The sequence below is a fragment of the Paenibacillus dendrobii genome, assembly GCF_009807035.1.
Taxonomy (GTDB): Bacteria; Bacillota; Bacilli; order Paenibacillales; family Paenibacillaceae; genus Paenibacillus_AQ; species Paenibacillus_AQ dendrobii.
Map to the genome: position 1 here is coordinate 293,470 of NZ_WUBI01000002.1, position 15,831 is coordinate 309,300.

The 15,831-nt window shown below is 41.7% G+C and carries 15 protein-coding genes; 7 read left to right on the forward strand and 8 right to left on the reverse strand.

Annotated elements, in window-relative coordinates; genetic code table 11:
- Positions 1 to 2: 2 nt before the first annotated feature.
- A complete protein-coding gene (locus GRF59_RS15295; RefSeq protein ID WP_160498584.1) occupies positions 3 to 2,732 on the forward strand; it encodes a phage tail spike protein in 2,730 nt (909 codons plus the stop codon).
- A 42-nt stretch (positions 2,733 to 2,774) separates the two neighbouring features.
- Here the strand turns inward: GRF59_RS15295 and GRF59_RS15300 are convergent, their stop codons facing one another.
- On the reverse strand, positions 2,775 to 3,545 hold the full coding sequence (locus GRF59_RS15300) for a stalk domain-containing protein (RefSeq protein ID WP_160498585.1): 771 nt from the start codon (positions 3,543 to 3,545) through the stop codon (positions 2,775 to 2,777).
- A gap of 144 nt (positions 3,546 to 3,689) precedes the next feature.
- Between GRF59_RS15300 and GRF59_RS29445 the strand changes: the two genes are divergently transcribed.
- The 6 genes from GRF59_RS29445 to GRF59_RS15320 all read left to right on the forward strand — a co-directional run bounded on the left by GRF59_RS29445 (position 3,690) and on the right by GRF59_RS15320 (position 8,181).
- Positions 3,690 to 5,609, forward strand: coding sequence for a hypothetical protein (locus GRF59_RS29445; protein ID WP_202128699.1), 1,920 nt, complete (start codon positions 3,690 to 3,692; stop codon positions 5,607 to 5,609).
- A gap of 15 nt (positions 5,610 to 5,624) precedes the next feature.
- Positions 5,625 to 6,098, forward strand: coding sequence for a hypothetical protein (locus tag GRF59_RS15305; protein WP_160498586.1), 474 nt, complete (start codon positions 5,625 to 5,627; stop codon positions 6,096 to 6,098).
- Positions 6,091 to 6,204, forward strand: coding sequence for a CD1375 family protein (locus GRF59_RS29450; protein ID WP_202128700.1), 114 nt, complete (start codon positions 6,091 to 6,093; stop codon positions 6,202 to 6,204). The genes GRF59_RS15305 and GRF59_RS29450 overlap by 8 nt, the downstream gene beginning before the upstream one ends.
- A gap of 197 nt (positions 6,205 to 6,401) precedes the next feature.
- Positions 6,402 to 6,848, forward strand: coding sequence for a phage holin family protein (locus GRF59_RS15310; protein ID WP_341480076.1), 447 nt, complete (start codon positions 6,402 to 6,404; stop codon positions 6,846 to 6,848).
- Between the two features lie 36 nt (positions 6,849 to 6,884).
- A complete protein-coding gene (locus GRF59_RS15315) occupies positions 6,885 to 7,763 on the forward strand; it encodes a peptidoglycan recognition protein family protein (RefSeq protein WP_160498587.1) in 879 nt (292 codons plus the stop codon).
- A 31-nt stretch (positions 7,764 to 7,794) separates the two neighbouring features.
- Positions 7,795 to 8,181 carry a hypothetical protein gene (locus GRF59_RS15320; protein ID WP_160498589.1) on the forward strand — a complete coding sequence of 129 codons (387 nt, stop codon included), beginning with the start codon at positions 7,795 to 7,797 and terminating at the stop codon, positions 8,179 to 8,181.
- Positions 8,182 to 8,229: 48 nt separating this feature from the next.
- Here the strand turns inward: GRF59_RS15320 and GRF59_RS15325 are convergent, their stop codons facing one another.
- The 7 genes from GRF59_RS15325 to sigF all read right to left on the reverse strand — a co-directional run bounded on the left by GRF59_RS15325 (position 8,230) and on the right by sigF (position 15,825).
- The gene (locus GRF59_RS15325; RefSeq protein WP_237391850.1) at positions 8,230 to 9,333 is read right to left on the reverse strand and encodes a site-specific integrase; all 1,104 of its coding nucleotides are present in this window, start codon (positions 9,331 to 9,333) and stop codon (positions 8,230 to 8,232) included.
- A 531-nt stretch (positions 9,334 to 9,864) separates the two neighbouring features.
- Positions 9,865 to 10,302, reverse strand: coding sequence for a peptidylprolyl isomerase (locus GRF59_RS15330; RefSeq protein ID WP_160498591.1), 438 nt, complete (start codon positions 10,300 to 10,302; stop codon positions 9,865 to 9,867).
- A 266-nt stretch (positions 10,303 to 10,568) separates the two neighbouring features.
- Entirely contained in the window at positions 10,569 to 11,900 is a 1,332-nt protein-coding gene (lysA, locus tag GRF59_RS15335; RefSeq protein WP_160498592.1) for a diaminopimelate decarboxylase, read from the reverse strand.
- Positions 11,901 to 12,017: 117 nt separating this feature from the next.
- Complete coding sequence (locus GRF59_RS15340) at positions 12,018 to 13,610, reverse strand: spore germination protein (RefSeq protein ID WP_160499104.1); 1,593 nt, start codon at positions 13,608 to 13,610, stop codon at positions 12,018 to 12,020.
- A 194-nt stretch (positions 13,611 to 13,804) separates the two neighbouring features.
- Positions 13,805 to 14,224, reverse strand: coding sequence for a stage V sporulation protein AB (locus tag GRF59_RS15345; protein WP_160499105.1), 420 nt, complete (start codon positions 14,222 to 14,224; stop codon positions 13,805 to 13,807).
- A gap of 5 nt (positions 14,225 to 14,229) precedes the next feature.
- Positions 14,230 to 14,871 (reverse strand): stage V sporulation protein AA, encoded by a 642-nt coding sequence (locus GRF59_RS15350; RefSeq protein ID WP_160498593.1) that lies wholly within the window; start codon positions 14,869 to 14,871, stop codon positions 14,230 to 14,232.
- A 198-nt stretch (positions 14,872 to 15,069) separates the two neighbouring features.
- Entirely contained in the window at positions 15,070 to 15,825 is a 756-nt protein-coding gene (gene sigF, locus GRF59_RS15355) for an RNA polymerase sporulation sigma factor SigF (RefSeq protein ID WP_160498594.1), read from the reverse strand.
- Between the last annotated feature and the right edge of the window lie 6 nt (positions 15,826 to 15,831).

The following is a 15,831-nucleotide window of genomic DNA, read 5'->3' on the forward strand; positions in this document are numbered from 1 at the left end:
AATTGATTACAACTGTAAGTGGAGAAATAATTAAACCTAAGTATTATTTGTGTAAACCTGACTTGCATCGAACTACAATAGCGCACTTGAAAGAAGTGATGCACGATTCACAGAAGATTGCATTAAATGGATTGAATCAATTAGATTTTTCTCTTCCGATCTTTATGAACAATACGAGAAACAAAAAGAGAAATAAGAATATTGATTTAATCAAGGAACACTTCTTGATTAGAGTGGAAAAAGGAAACGACACAGAATATTACATTATTGATAAAGTATCGAAAATAATGGATGATTCCGATTCTGTAGCGGTTGAATGTTACAGCTTGCCATATGAATTATCCTTTAAACTGATCAAAAATTATAGTGTTGTTTCGTATAATACCTCTCAATTGTTAGTGGATATGTTGAAGGAAACCATTTGGAACATTGGCTACGTAGATGCACAGTTTGACCTAAAATACCGATCCTTTGACTTCAACGGAAATGTTAAGGAAGCGATTTATGAAATAGCCGATAGGTTTGAAGCATTAGTTATTTGGGATACCATCAAAAGAGAAGTAAGTTTTTATAATCCCGATACATACGGTATGAACAAAGGGTTTAAAACTAAGTATGGCAAGCTTATGAAGGGCGTAACTCAGGAACTAAATCTTGATGAATTTTGCACTCGACTTAAACTGTTCGGTAAGGATGGAATGTCAATTCAGGCAGTCAATCCTTTAGGAAGCAATTTCATTCAGGATTTTTCTTATTTTATGTATCCTTTTGCTATGGATAACAGCGGTAAAATCAAATCCCATAGCTTATATATGAGCGATGAATTGTGTGTTGCCTTGACAAAATATAATAAGCTAGTTGAAAGTAAATCAGGAGAGTTCTCAAATCTATTGACACAAAAGAATCAGTTAGATACTACTCTAGCTGCGAAACAAACTGAACTATCTACTTTGAACACCGAGTTTAATATAATTTCTGACAAGCTAGATACAGCTAATGGAACTGGCCAACCAACGGGTGATTTGATTGCTCAGAAGAATAATAAACAAGCTCAAATTGATGCTAAACAAGCCGAAATCACTTCGGTCAATAATCAGATTAATTCTCTTATGTCCACTATTCAAGCATTGGGTAACACATTGAAAATGGAGAATAATCTAACCGCTAATCAATTGATCGAGTTGAATCAGTTCATTATTGAAAAAGAGTTGTCGGATGAGAATTACACAGATGCCAAGGACTTATATGAAGATGGAAAAAAGAAGTTTCAGAAGATACGTGAGCCTAAAATTATTGTAACTGTTTCCCTGGTTAACTTTTATGAAATCATGACTGAAAAACATAACTGGGATAAGTTAAGCATTGGGGACGTAATTACTGTAGAACACGAAGATTTAGGAATACATATTAAAGCAAATGTTACTGAGATTAATCCTAATTATGCTGAGTCCGATATTAATTTAACTATTTCGAACGCTGCCGAATTGTCTTTGGATGATCAATTTATGAAAGACCATAAGAATAATATCAGTACATCTAATACAGTCAACATGAATCATTACAAATGGGATGATGCCAAAGCAACTGCTGATGATGTATCGACAATTCTAAATAACACATGGGATGCTGTTAAAAGGGATATTACTGCAGGAGTTAATGAGGATGTAAGCATCAGCAGACGTGGAATCATTATAAGAGATCCAAAAGACCCCAAAAAACTTTTGATCATGCAGCATGGACAAATTGCCCTCTCCAATGATAATGGTAACACATGGAAAACTGCCATTACTCCCGAAGGGGTATTTGCCGAGAGATTGGTTGGCAAGATCTTATTGGGGAATAAACTTATTATTTCTGACGATGATGGGACATTTACTATTGAAGGCAACCTATTAACCATTAAAGATAAGACTGGAACTGTTAGGATTCAGCTTGGCGAGTATCAAAAAGATAAGTATGGGCTAAAAATTGTAGGTAAGAGCGGAAAGGTTGTATTAGATGAGGATGGAATTTTACAGACTGACACTATTCAGTTAGCGGATAATGTTGATTCCACTCATTCACTAAAATTGAAATTCTATATTGATGATAATACAATGCGAATTGACAAGGTAAAATTGAATTTTAGTCTTGAGCGCTTCAGGGCTTATAGTAAAAGTGTTGCCTCTGGCGGTGGAGGATCAACAACATCGGCATCTGGCGGAGGAGATTTAACAACAACAGATTTTGAACAGATCAACTTGACTACTACTGGCCCACAAAATATTTCTGGAAGCACTCAAACTGAGGGGAGTTATACTGGAACTGGAGGACACAATCATGGTATCAGCGAAGGAACGCGGTTGGCAACGCATCCAACTTCAAGTGGTGGCTATGTGACATGGGTATCTTCTGGTAATCATTCTCACCCAATCTCTCTTCAATCTCACTCACACAGTATTTCAATGCCCCAGCATAGACATGGCCTTTCTATCCCCAATCATACACATCAAGTCAACATACCATCGCACACACATGACATAGATTATGGTATTTTCGAGAGTTCCTATGCATCAGGTGTTCAAATTAAAATAGATGGTATTGTTCGAAATGGCACCATTTACTACAGCGATAGCAATGTAGATATTACTCAATGGATTCAAACATCTGGATGGCATACCATTGAACTATCTTCTAATCAATTAGGTAGAATCAATGCTAGTTTGTTTGTAAGAACATTTGTTGGTTCTTAAAAAATGGTCACACTTTTTTATATAAGCGTGACCATTTATAGTTTAATCAACAAACCAGTTTCCCAAAGCATCACTGCTTTGCGATGTTCCGACATTTGGATAATAAGCTATTTCTTTAATTTTAAACGATTGAGTTGACTGATAATAGATGTATCCTGTAGCTGTTTCTGATTTATTTAGAATACTTCCTTTGTATTGGTTCCCGTCAACATCCATAACTACTGTATTACCTAAAGTATTGATTATATTGTCACTTAGAATAGAGTCTGTTTTAAATGTAAACAAACTTCCCAGATTAGATATTCCTCTATCTACAGCGTTGTTAGAAATAGATAAATGAATTTTAAATCCTTTGGAGAATTTCAAATTCCCTACTGTTTCACCATCTGGCATATACTCAACCTTATCAATTTTTACAGTTAAACCGTCTTTAGTGATTGATTCACCAAGCTTTAGCTTTTGAACTACTTCTGATTTAGCTTGCTCGGATGGAGTTGATGGTGTAATTGTTGCCTGAGACGAAGAGGAATCATTAAATTTTTCAGGGTTCTTAATATTAATTGCATCATTCGTTTTATCATAACTTACATCTAGTCCAAGTGACCTTCCTATCTCTCCAACAGGTAAATAGTTGAGGTTGTTATATTCAAGTGGTTGAGTTTTCAATTGCACCTTCTCACCATTCAGAATAACAGATACCGTGTTGTTAACTTTGGCAGAGATGGTCTTCACTGCACTCGCTACTACAGGTGATCCAACTGAAATAGTGAGGCCAAGTGCTAAACCTGTGATTAAATAACCTACTTTTTTCAAATTTGTTCACTTCCTTTTGTGGTTACTATGTACTAATATATATCGTCAATTATAAGAAATAATTGATACATTTACCAATGTTTAAAGTCGTTCTGTTTTGAACGACTTTTTCGTTTTTCTTGAATTAAGAAAAGGAGGAGTCTTATGTCATCGTTTGATTACCAGAATAGTACAATCACAAAATATCGAACTGGTACTAGTGATGATCCATTTATCGATATAATCGAGACTAAAAAAGTTATTAATGGTCAGATACAACTTAATGAAATACCCATTTTATTAAATAAAGTAAGAATCAATTATATGTTTGAAGTTCCCAGTACATACACTGATACATTGAAAGAAAAGGAATATCGAGTTGATTACTCTGAAGGTATTGTCTCCTTTCACCCTTCTGCCGAAGGATTAACATTAGATTTGAATTATAAAGGTCGAGGAAATCATTATGTAAGTGCGGCAAGAATTTGGACTAAAGAGCATGATGGTGAGGTTCTTGAGACTTTAGGAGATATTTTAGAAGTCGGCAAAGATGCAATAGGCAACATCCAGGAATTATCCGAGCTAATGAATAATGCAAAGACGGCAATAGTAGATGCTAACACAGCTACTCAAGAAGCCCATGATGGTGCAACTAAAGCAAACGAAGCTGCGACAGGGGCAAATAGTCAAGGTAAGTATGCTAAAGACCAGGGTGATTATGCTAAGACTCAAGGAGATGCAGCGAAAAAGTCCGCTTCGGATACGGTTATTGCAACTGGAAATGCTAATCAAGCTACAGATAAGGCGAATCTTGCGACTACCACAGCAAATACAGCTCACGACTTGGCTATTGATGCAGCAGCTAATGCGAATCAAAAAGCCAATTACGCCCAAGAGCAAGGAGACTACGCTAAGACTAGCACTGATGAACTGGTTGAAATCGGAACATCACTAGCTAATAAGGGTATCTACGATAACTCAATTACATATAAACCTTTAAATATTGTAGTGTACAGTTCAGGAGTTTATCAAAACACCCAAGAATGTAAAGGAATTCTCCCTACTAACTCAAATTACTGGCAACTTTTGATGCAGACGGCAACTTCGGTTACGTGGGATAGTGTTGTCGGTAAACCAGATGTTGATGGTCATATTAATAACACGAGTAATCCTCATAAAGTTACAGCTGCCCAAGTAGGCGCTTATTCTAAAGCTGAATCCGATGGCAAGTATGCTACTTCTACGAATTTAACCGCTCATACAAATGACACCAATATTCACCTTCAAACAGGTGAACGTACAAAATGGAACGGAAAGCAAGATGCGTTAGGATTTACACCTGAGGATATCTCAAAGAAGGGCAAAGCCAATGGATATGCAAGCCTTGATTCGAGTGGCTATGTCCCATCCTCTCAACTCTCCCTTCCCTCCAATCTTGAAACAACAACAGGGGCTCAAGCAAAAGTAGATGCCCTTAGTGGCGCTGGGAATACGAAAACGGTGAAACAAGTGGACGACGCAGTTACTGCGCATTTGGCGGATACCACGAAGCACATTACAGCAGCGGAACGAACCAGTTGGAACAATGCAGTAACTGATATCGGAGTTAAAGGAAATCTAAATACATCCGCAAAGAGTAACCTTGTCGCAGCAATAAACGAGCTTTTTACATCTGTCGCTAATGGGAAAAATAGTATCGCTTCCGCCATTAGCGGCAAGGGGATTTCGGCTTCAGGAAGTGATGAGTTTTCAGCACTAGCGGCCAAGATAGGGCAGATCAATACTGGAATAGCATCTGTTCAGGGTGTTGTTACCGGGAACGCAGATAAAAATTTAATTATCCCAACTTCGTTTCCCGTAAAGGTAGCGATTTTATGGAAAGGTACTAGTAATATCTCTGGAACCACTAACGGGGTTGTGTTTGGAAAACTAATTGATGGCTTTAATACTGGGACTCTCTTTTGGGGGACTGGTGGTACAACAGGTACCGATACTTTATACAATCAAACAAACAGCTATTATCCAGGAAGTGTATGCTGTCTTGCAAACAAGTTTCCTGGTGACTGGAATTACATTCTTATTTAATGGTAGGTGATTTAATTGGAGACACAGCAAATCATCGAACGAGGCAGAGTTATTTTTTATGATGTAAATAATGGACAAATTCTTGAAATAATTCCATCGATGAGGGGGCCATTTAAACCCAAAACAATTGATGAATATATTTCGATGTACCCTCTGCTTCGCGATAGAGATCGAGATTCTTACGGACATTTGGAACTTGATTTTGGACAATATGATGAGGATTTCGCACAAGCAAATGGATACTGGGTCAATCCCGGTACAAGGCAGTTAGAATTTTCGTACCCCGATCCAAATACACCTGATCCAGAACAACCGCCTATGCACCAAAAGCCGCTGACTGAGCAAATCGAGAATTTACAACGAGAGAATACTGAGTTGAAACTAGCGTTGACAGAACTAGCGGAAACAAACGAATCCGACAAACTGAATATGCAACTTGCGATTACAGAACTGGCTGAACTCGTAGTAGGGGGTGATCAAGTTGGCTAAAATTTATTATGATTTGATCAAGATTAATATGAAAAAAATCGAAGATGTTCCAACTCGCTGGCGTGCTGATGTACAGGCCATGCTCGAATCAGATGTAACAGAGTAGGATGATAATACGCAGTAAGAACAAGCGCTAATAGGCGCTTTTATTTTGCACAGCAATTACTTATAAAATGGACATTTCATCAAGAAAAGAGAGTTAAAAAGTCCTTATTTTATAAGGGTTTTTCAAACTCTCTTTTTTATATTTTCAGCTCTCCCCTATTCTATTTTTACAATTAAACATAAATCGGAGGAAAGATTGTGTATGACAAAATTTTAAATGCAATTATAGCTTCATTTGGTGTAATTACTACATACGCCTTTGGTGGTTGGAATGAAGCGCTTGCCCTACTCGCTATTTTAGTTGTTCTAGATTGGTTTTCTGGTGTAAGTGCTTCGCTCCGTGAAGGATTTGCCAATCCCTCTGATAAAACCAAGGGGCTGAATTCAAATAAGGGATTCTTAGGTATATTCAAGAAAGTTCTTATGTTTACTGTGATTGCTGTCCTATATAGAATCGATAATCTACTTGGTCTCAGTGGAACATTAAGTTTAGCAGTGGGCGCGACGTATTTCTATATTTCAAACGAGCTTATTAGTTTAGCGGAAAATTATGGCCGTCTCGGACTTCCAATGCCAGAGCAGTTTAAAAGAGCTATTAGTGTGTTAAAAGCAAAAAGTGAAACAAAAGAGGAAGATAAGAAATAGCAGAAACTCCAACGTCAAGAAAGGAGATCTAAAGCAATGTCATTTAAAATGAAATACAACATTACGCCCAAGTATTTAACTTCGGGTACAAAACGTAGATCGGGTATCAAAGCGCATAGTATTAAGTTTATTGTTGCTCACGACACAGGCAATAAGGGTTCAACCGCACTAAACAATGTAACTTATTATGAGAATACTAAAAATGAGCAATCGGCATCTGCTCACCTTTTTGTGGATGATAAGAACATTTATGAATGTATTCCTGCTCTCACTGGAACGCCAGAGAAAGCTTGGCATGTTCTTTATAACAAACCAAAGGATAATGAAATGTTTGGTTGTGATGCCAATGACGCAGCAATCGGAGTTGAGTATTGTTATGGTTCTAATATCAATTCTAATGAGTCGTATAAGCGTTACATATGGGTAATGGCATACATCTGTTATAAGTTCAACCTTGACCCCAAGAAATCAATTGTAGGGCATTTTATACTCGATCCAGAACGTAAGACAGATCCTAGAACTGGATTAGCTGATAGTAAACGGACTTACGAACAAATGCTCAAGGATGTTGTTGCTGAGTATGAAGATTGCACAAATACTAATATTGTAAAGGATGATGAACCAATGACCAAAGAAGAAAAATTAGCATTTGATAAACTTTGTGCTCAGGTAGAAAGTTTGAGTAAAAGTAAAGACATCCTTAAGAACACAATAATGGAGCAGGGTCAAACTATTCTCAAACTTCAGTCTAAATTGAGTATGGATGTTCCTGCTTATGCCAAGGAAGCCATAGATAAACTAGCCTGTATGAAAGACAAGAATGGTAAACCCGTGGTTGATACACCGAATGGAAAAAGCGAGGCATTCTACCAAGCGGCAACTGTACTTGATCGCACAGGTATCTTTAATAAGTAAAAATACATAAGCCAGTTAAAGGAGAATTTTAATGAATGAACTATATATTATTGTCGCAGTGCTTGCTGTAATTGTAGCAGGTTTCTTTGTCATTCCCTTTGCTAAGAAAAAGGGCTGGTTTACAAAAAAAAGAATCGATGGTGTAGAAAAAGCATTGCAAGTTGCAGATCTTATTCTTCAAGTCTCCAATATTGATGCTTTAAATAAGCAGAAAAGTACATTCGCCCTGGACATCGCAAGCACCGTTGTACACTATGTTGATAAATTAGACAATGCTCAAAGCAAGGATGATAAAATGACACTTTCTTTAAAAATTGTCGATAACATTCTGGAGAAATACGGAGTAAAACCAAGCATTCAAGAGCAGCAATTGATTAATATTGTGATTGCTGAATGTCTGAATATTGCACAGAAATAGAGATACAAAAAAGCCCCTCTTAAGGATAATTCCTTTTGAGGGGCTTTTTTACTTTAATAGATTATCTAAAGCATTAACTGCGTCTGTCTGCATGTTTGGTGTCATATGTGAATACAAATCAATAGTCACCTTTATTGATGAATGACCTAATAACTCCTGAACCACTTTTGGATGTTGTCCAAGTTGCAACAATAGAGACGCACATGTATGCCTTAAATCATGGAATCTAATCTTTCTAACCTTTGTTAGCCCCAGTAAGTAATACCATGTACTAGTCAAGTTAGGCTTGGTTAATGGCTTACCTGTTGTGGTGCAGACCAATAATCTATCTTTATTGTATTCTTCTCCGTATTGTTCAATCTCTATCTCCATAGACCTAATCTGCTCCAAGAGTGGATTTAATAAGCTTTCAGGAATTGCAATGGATCTATTGCCAGAAATAGTTTTTGCACCTGCTTTAAGTTTTGCATCATACGTAAGTACTTGCCTAACATGTATTCTTTTATTCACTAAATCTATATCAGAAATCGACAATCCCAAAATTTCACCCATGCGCATCCCCGTATAAATTGCTAATTGGAATACGATCTTCTGCCTATGCTCAAAACCATTTAAGAATTGTTTTACTTCATCAACTGTCCAGTAATCAAGTTTCTTCTTAGATACTCTAGGAGCAGACTCAAGCAATGTCATTGGATTCTTAGGTAATAATTCTTTTTTAGCAGCAGCGTTTAGCGAGGTGTTAACGATATTGTATATTTTTCTTATAGTACTCTCAGCCAGATTCCGGTCCTGAAGATCAGATACAAATTTCTCTAATATGAATACATTTAGTTTAGACATAGGCACATGTCCAATGAGTGGGATGATATGATGTTTGATGTGATTGAGATTATTGTATCTCGCTTGCTCAGAAAGATTTTGCTTATTATCAATCCACTGATAAATATACTCTCCAAAAGTTGATTTAATTGGTTCATAATAAGAACCTTTATTCCATTCATTCCTAGCTTCAACTTCTAAAATTTCAGCTTCTCTTTTTGTTTTAAATCCACGTTTCTTAATAGTTTTGCGTTTTCCATTGTCATCTTTAACCTCAAAAGCATAATACCATGGATTTAACTTAGCGTTTTTATCCTTATAAACTGGCAATATTTTCACCTCAATAGTTATGATGAGTGTTGCTTAATGTTATTCAGTCCCTACCAAATTCCCTACCAACCTACCAAAACTATTAATCAACACAAAAAGAGTATACCCTAAAAACCCTTATAAATCAAGGATTCTAGACTATACTCGGTAACAACTCATACTATTCAAGTTCTTTCCTGCCCCGAAGGATCAACCAATATTGCTTATGAAATTGTGAAGAAAACTTTTCTGAAAAATCAGGTGGCTTTCTTAAATGGAATGTTAACACCGCTTTTCTTAAATTGCAACCTCTGATATGCAGCCTCTGTCCGATTTTCAAATTCTTCATAGCCGTTTTTTGTTGCTACAGCAACGAAACGGATGCCAAAACCCCTCCAAAGAAAATTCCCTCTGGAGGGCTTTTTACGCCGTGTTACTCAACGCCTCAAATCATAGAGTGCAATTGTTTTTGAACTGAGGAAGGATATCTTTAAGATAATATTCAAAATAAAAACCCCTCCATATTTATGGAGAGGTTATTTTGTCAATGATTTACTCAGCGTCCCAAACCTTAACTTCTTTCATACGGTCGCCTTGCTTCACGCCATCGATGTATTCCATGCCTTTGGTAACCTTACCGAAGACCGTGTGTACACCGTCGAGATGAGGCTGCGGCTCATACACGATAAAGAATTGGCTGCCGCCAGTGTTACGACCAGCATGAGCCATAGACAATACGCCTTTGGTGTGCTTCGTGGTATTTGTTGCTGTTTCGCAATCGATGGTATATCCTGGTCCACCCATCCCGTTGCCGTTCGGGCAGCCGCCCTGAGCGACGAAACCTGGAATAACGCGGTGGAAAGACAATCCGTTATAAAATCCGGAGTTTGCAAGCTTCTCGAAGTTTGCAACCGTATTTGGAGCTTCTTGTGGCAGAAATTCTATTTCAACAACTCCACCATTTTCTAATTCAATCGTACCTTTTTTCATCGATATTCACTTCCTCTGGAAAATTTTCAGTCCATAGACCAATGTCATAAAAGACATGTCCGACTTTTTCATCACGTTCTGATTGTATCTCACTTTGCGGCTCATTTGCAATTATTTCACGTACTTTCTTACCTGGGGATGCTGAGCCTTTTTCAAAGGAACGCCGGAAGAACACACGAAAAAGATCATTTCCGCATTCCCCAATACAGAAATGATCCTTTTCGTGTTTTGTTCTTCCCCAATTCTTGCTTGGAAAACAGCCGCTCTTATTTCAGAACAGCCTGCTTGCTGATCCGCTCAGGTACCATGTCATTGCCAATGATATCCTGAAGGGTCTCGCGGCGTACGATCAGATCGCTTTCGCCTTGATTGACAAACACAACCGCAGGTCGGCGAATCCGGTTATAATTGCTGGCCATGGAATAGTTGTAGGCTCCCGTGCAGGAAACAGCCAGCAGATCGCCGCTGCTTACCTTCGGCAGGTCTAGATCCCAGATCAGCATATCCCCGCTTTCGCAGCATTTGCCGGCAATGGAAACCGTCTCTTCGACAGGATCATTGGCACGGTTAGCGAGCACCGCTTCGTACTTCGATTCGTACAATGCAGGACGCGGATTGTCCGTCATGCCGCCATCAACGGCCACATACTTGCGAACGCCAGGAATATCCTTGCTTGTTCCTACGGTATACAATGTCGTGCCGGCATCTCCAACGATGCTGCGGCCAGGCTCGACCCAAATTTCAGGCAGCTCGGCAGACCATTCCGAAAAATGGTTTTTGACGGCATCGGTAATCGCCTTGACATACTGCGAGACCTCAAGCGGCGTGTCGCCATTCACATAACGGATACCAAATCCTCCGCCCAGATTGACGACTTTGAACTGTACTCCAAGCTCCTGCTTCACCCGCTGTGCGAATTCTGCAACTCTTTGGACAGCCATCTCAAAACCCTCTACCTCAAAAATCTGGGATCCGATATGGGAGTGCACGCCGAGCAGCTCCAGGTTGGACTGCTGGGATGCAAGATTCACTGCTTCAAACGCAGAACCGTTCCCAATGTCAAAACCGAATTTCGAATCGGTTTGACCCGTGGAAATATATTCATGCGTATGTGCTTCAACCCCTGGCGTTACGCGGAGCAGGATTTGAACGCGCACATTTTTCTCGGCAGCAACCGCATTGAGAAGATGAAGCTCAACCAAGTTGTCCACGACGAAGCAGCCGATTTCGGCATCGATCGCCATTTCAATTTCTTCGATTGTCTTGTTGTTGCCGTGAAAATGAATACGTTTGGCTGGAAAACCTGCCTGCAGTGCGGTGTACAGTTCACCATCGGAGACCACGTCGAGTGACATGCCTTCCTGATCGGCAATACGGCACATGGCCATAACACAGAACGCCTTGCTCGCATAAGCCACCTGGAATTTCAGACCTGATGCGCGAAAAGCGGCTACGTACTGCTGGCAGCGCTGGCGCACCAATTCTTCATCCACGACATAGAGCGGAGTTCCGTACTTGGCCTTGAGATCCGTAACATCGCATCCGCCGATCTCCAGATGTCCGGCTGCATTTATTTGACTTGTACCATGTAAGAACATATTCAGCATCCCTTCGCTTTCTGTGGAACATGTAAAGATTCCATCTGAACTTTTACATCAGTATAACAGACAACGGAAGAGTTTGAATGGATTTTTATGCACAACATTTGTATTTTTCTACGATTGGTCGGTATTATCTGGATTGGGCGCCATTCGTGTATTATCCCGTGTTTTGTTGAAGGATGGCCTTTTCTTGGATTCAAGAAGCGGAAATCGTAATAAAACACTAGCCAACGCCTTTGCATTAAAAGGTATAAATGGCCACAAATACGAAGAATTGTATGACCGGTGCAGCGTCAACAGCAGAATCAGGAGCGTTGTGCCGACAACGAAGCCCTGTACCTTGAAGATGGCTACTGCCACGAGAAGCACCAGCCTCACCATCCGGTTCGCAAGCCCAAGCTCATAACTCGGTGTCGCAAACATGCCGATGGCCGCCACCGCCATATACAACACCACCTCATTCACGAACAGGCCGGTCTTGACGGCTATATCTCCTACCAATATCGCTGCAATCAAACCCATAGCCGACGCCAGTGGTGTTGGTGTGTGGACTGCAGCCAGACGGAGGAGGTCAACCCCGAATTCCACCATGAGGAACTGGGCAATCAGAGGTATTTTGCCTTTATCATGCGGTCCGATGAAATCAAGAAAAGGCGGCTTCAGTTCCGGATTCACCACCATCAGCATCCAGAGCGGCAGCAAGAACATGGAAGCAAATATGCCGAGGAAGCGGACCCATCTTAAATACGTTCCCATAAATGGGGTTTGCCGGTTTTCTTCCGCATGCTGACACAAATCGAAGAACGTCGTCGGCATGATCATCACGCTCGGCGAAGTATCCACGAACACGGCCACCCTACCCTCAAGCAGGTGGGAGGCGACCACATCAGGACGTTCCGAGTACCGAACGAGCGGATACGGATGCCAGCCTTTGTTGATAATCGCTTCTTCCAGCTGCTTATCCGCCAGAGGCAATCCCTCGATATCCAACCCCTTGATCTTTTCCCTGATGGAATCCACCTGGACTTTGTCAACGATGTCATCAATATATGCGATACATACATCTGTGCGTGTACGTCTGCCTACTTGCACCAGTTCACTCTTGAGACCCGGATCGCGCAAGCGTCTGCGGACGAGCGCCACGTTGCTCAGCAGCGTTTCTGTAAACCCGTCTCTGGCTCCACGTACCACTCTCTCGATGCTTGGCTCTTCCGGGCTGCGAACGGGAAAGGTGCGCGTATCCATGACAATGGCAGCATGCTCCCCCTCGATGAATAAGGCGGACATTCCCATCAGCACCTTGTTGATCGTCGAACTCAGCTTTTTGTCGACTTCCACCTGAATGTGCGGGATATAGCATTCGAAAAAGGATCTGAGCGCATCTGTCGACAACTGATCTGCAGACAGGTAGGTCAGGCGCTTCAGGATCTCCAACATAATATTATCCTTGGCAAAACCATTGACAAAAAACAATCCCGTTCTTTGGCCGGCGAGCGTCATCTCGCGAAAAACGATGTCAAAGGAGGATCCCAGACCGACGACTTCTTTCAGTGTAGCCTTGGTCCGGTCCAGGCTCTCCGATACATCATCGGACTTCTGCCAATAAATGACGGACTCTTCAACCGAGTCGGATCTCTCTTCCTCTCGTTTTTTCTCCTCTGCCTTTACATTACCGCCATTCTCCGAATGTCCTTCGTCTGGAGACATCTCTAATTCGCTATGTTCGCCGTGTCCACATCCGCCTTCCTCTCCTGCAGCGTTTCTCCCCTCCTCCTCCTTCTCCTTCTCCTTCGATTTGTTCTGATCGCCATATTGCATCAGCATAGCAAGAGCTGACGGATCCTCTACGCTGTTCAGTTCGTCCTCGTGTTTGTTCATGAACCATCCGCACCTTTCGCTTCTTACTTTCTGTATACGAACCAATCAAACAGAGAGCCTGCCACCTTCCCGGTGACCATAGCCATCAACAGGCCAAACAGATAATGGATCATTCGCAGTCTCTTCGCTAAAATGGGCAGCACATTGAGCACTTCGGTCAGAGCTGCTGCCAATAGGCCAACGAAGATCCCGTTCAACAGGCCGACGATAAATCCGGACCATGCACCCAAAGACATTTTCCAATTCCAAAAATCAAACACCGTTCCCAGCAGCGACCCTGAGACCATGGCCCCTTCGTACCAGTGAACCTGGTGATAGGATCTGGTCAACTGAGCCAAACGCGGGATCATATCCAGTACGATAAAAAGCGCGATCACACCGCCGCCTACCGCGATCCCGCCCGCAATGCCCAGCAAAATCTGCACCATCCATCCCAGCATCATCGTGTTCAAGGAACATCCCCCTGATTTTGTGAAGATTTCATCCGCTTGTATTCCTGGGCAACGACGTACTGGTCAATATTCTCCTGATAAAGGTACATTTCGACTTCCAGCGGAGTCGGCTCCTCGTTCCATTTTTTCTTGAACAGGTGATTGAAAAACACGACCATGCCGAACCCGATCCCAAAAGAATAGGCTGTTTGAAACAAATAAGGATGCTCATCCCGTTTGCCCGTCAACATCTCAACCGTACGGATTTGAACCTCCTGCATATTGACGTCCGCGTGAAAATTCATAATGGTGAGCGCGGAGCCGAAAAACAGCAGCAGCCAAACGAGCAGGAACAACAGTAACGAAGGCTTTTTGGGCTTTTCGATCACTTCCACGAGAACGTGATGCTGTCCGATCGGCTCGATTTTGACCCCTGGAACCAGTTCCTGTACCTTTGGAATAATGTGCATAAGATCAATAAGTAACAAGTTACCGTCCCATGTATGCGGCTCTACCAGCTCAAGATTGCGAAGAGGTGCCTCCCACTCAGGATCACTTAATATCCGGGCGACATGCCCGAGAGTCACGACCCTTCCCTGCGTTATCGGCACACGGCTGCGCAGCTGCAGGTACACCGTAGGAGCCGGATTCGAAGACATTCCTATCACTCCTTTGCTGTTTCAATGTCGTTAGTATAGGAAAATTCACCGCTTTCTAGTCAGGTGTTGCAGCGTAGCCATGAAATGGAACCTCGCAATAAATGACATTCGGGGAATGAGGGGTGCAAAAGGCAAATTGCTCTCTGACACAACAAAAAACCTCGCCAAGGGCACGCCCTTAGCAAGGTTCTATTGATTTCACTGCGCAATCTGATCACGGATCAGCTGCAATATTTTCTTTTCGAGCCGGGATACCTGCACCTGCGATATTCCCAGTCTTGCGGCAACCTCCGATTGAGTCTGATCACGGTAATACCTGAGGTAAACGATCAGTTTCTCGCGCTCGGAGAGTCCGTCTATGGCTTCGTTCAATGCCAATTTGTCAAACCATCGCTCCTGCGATTCGTCGGCAATCTGATCCATCAAAGTGATTGGATCGCCATCATTCTCAAATACGGTCTCGTGAATGGATGTCGGCGGCTTATTCGCTTCCTGAGCGAAGACAACTTCCTCAGGCGTAACGCCAAGCTCATCTGCGACCTCTTTAATCGTTGGCAATCGGTCCAAATGTTTCGACAGCTCATCCTTTTTCTTCCGAACTTTGTTGGCCATTTCCTTCAGCGACCGCGAAACCTTGAGTGTACCGTCATCCCTCAGAAACCGCTGAATTTCTCCGATAATCATCGGAACGGCATAGGTAGAGAATTTTACATCATAGCTCAAATCAAATTTATCAACAGACTTCAGCAAACCGATACAGCCGATCTGAAACAAATCCTCCGGCTCATAGCCGCGGTTCATGAACCTTTGTACAACGGACCAGACGAGACGGATGTTGCAGTTTACCAGCGTATCGCGGGCCATGCTGTCACCGGTCTGACTCAGGGCAATCAGACGTTTGACTTCCGCATCTTCCAGATAGGTCTGCGAAGATTTTTTCACATCAGCATCCATGCGCCC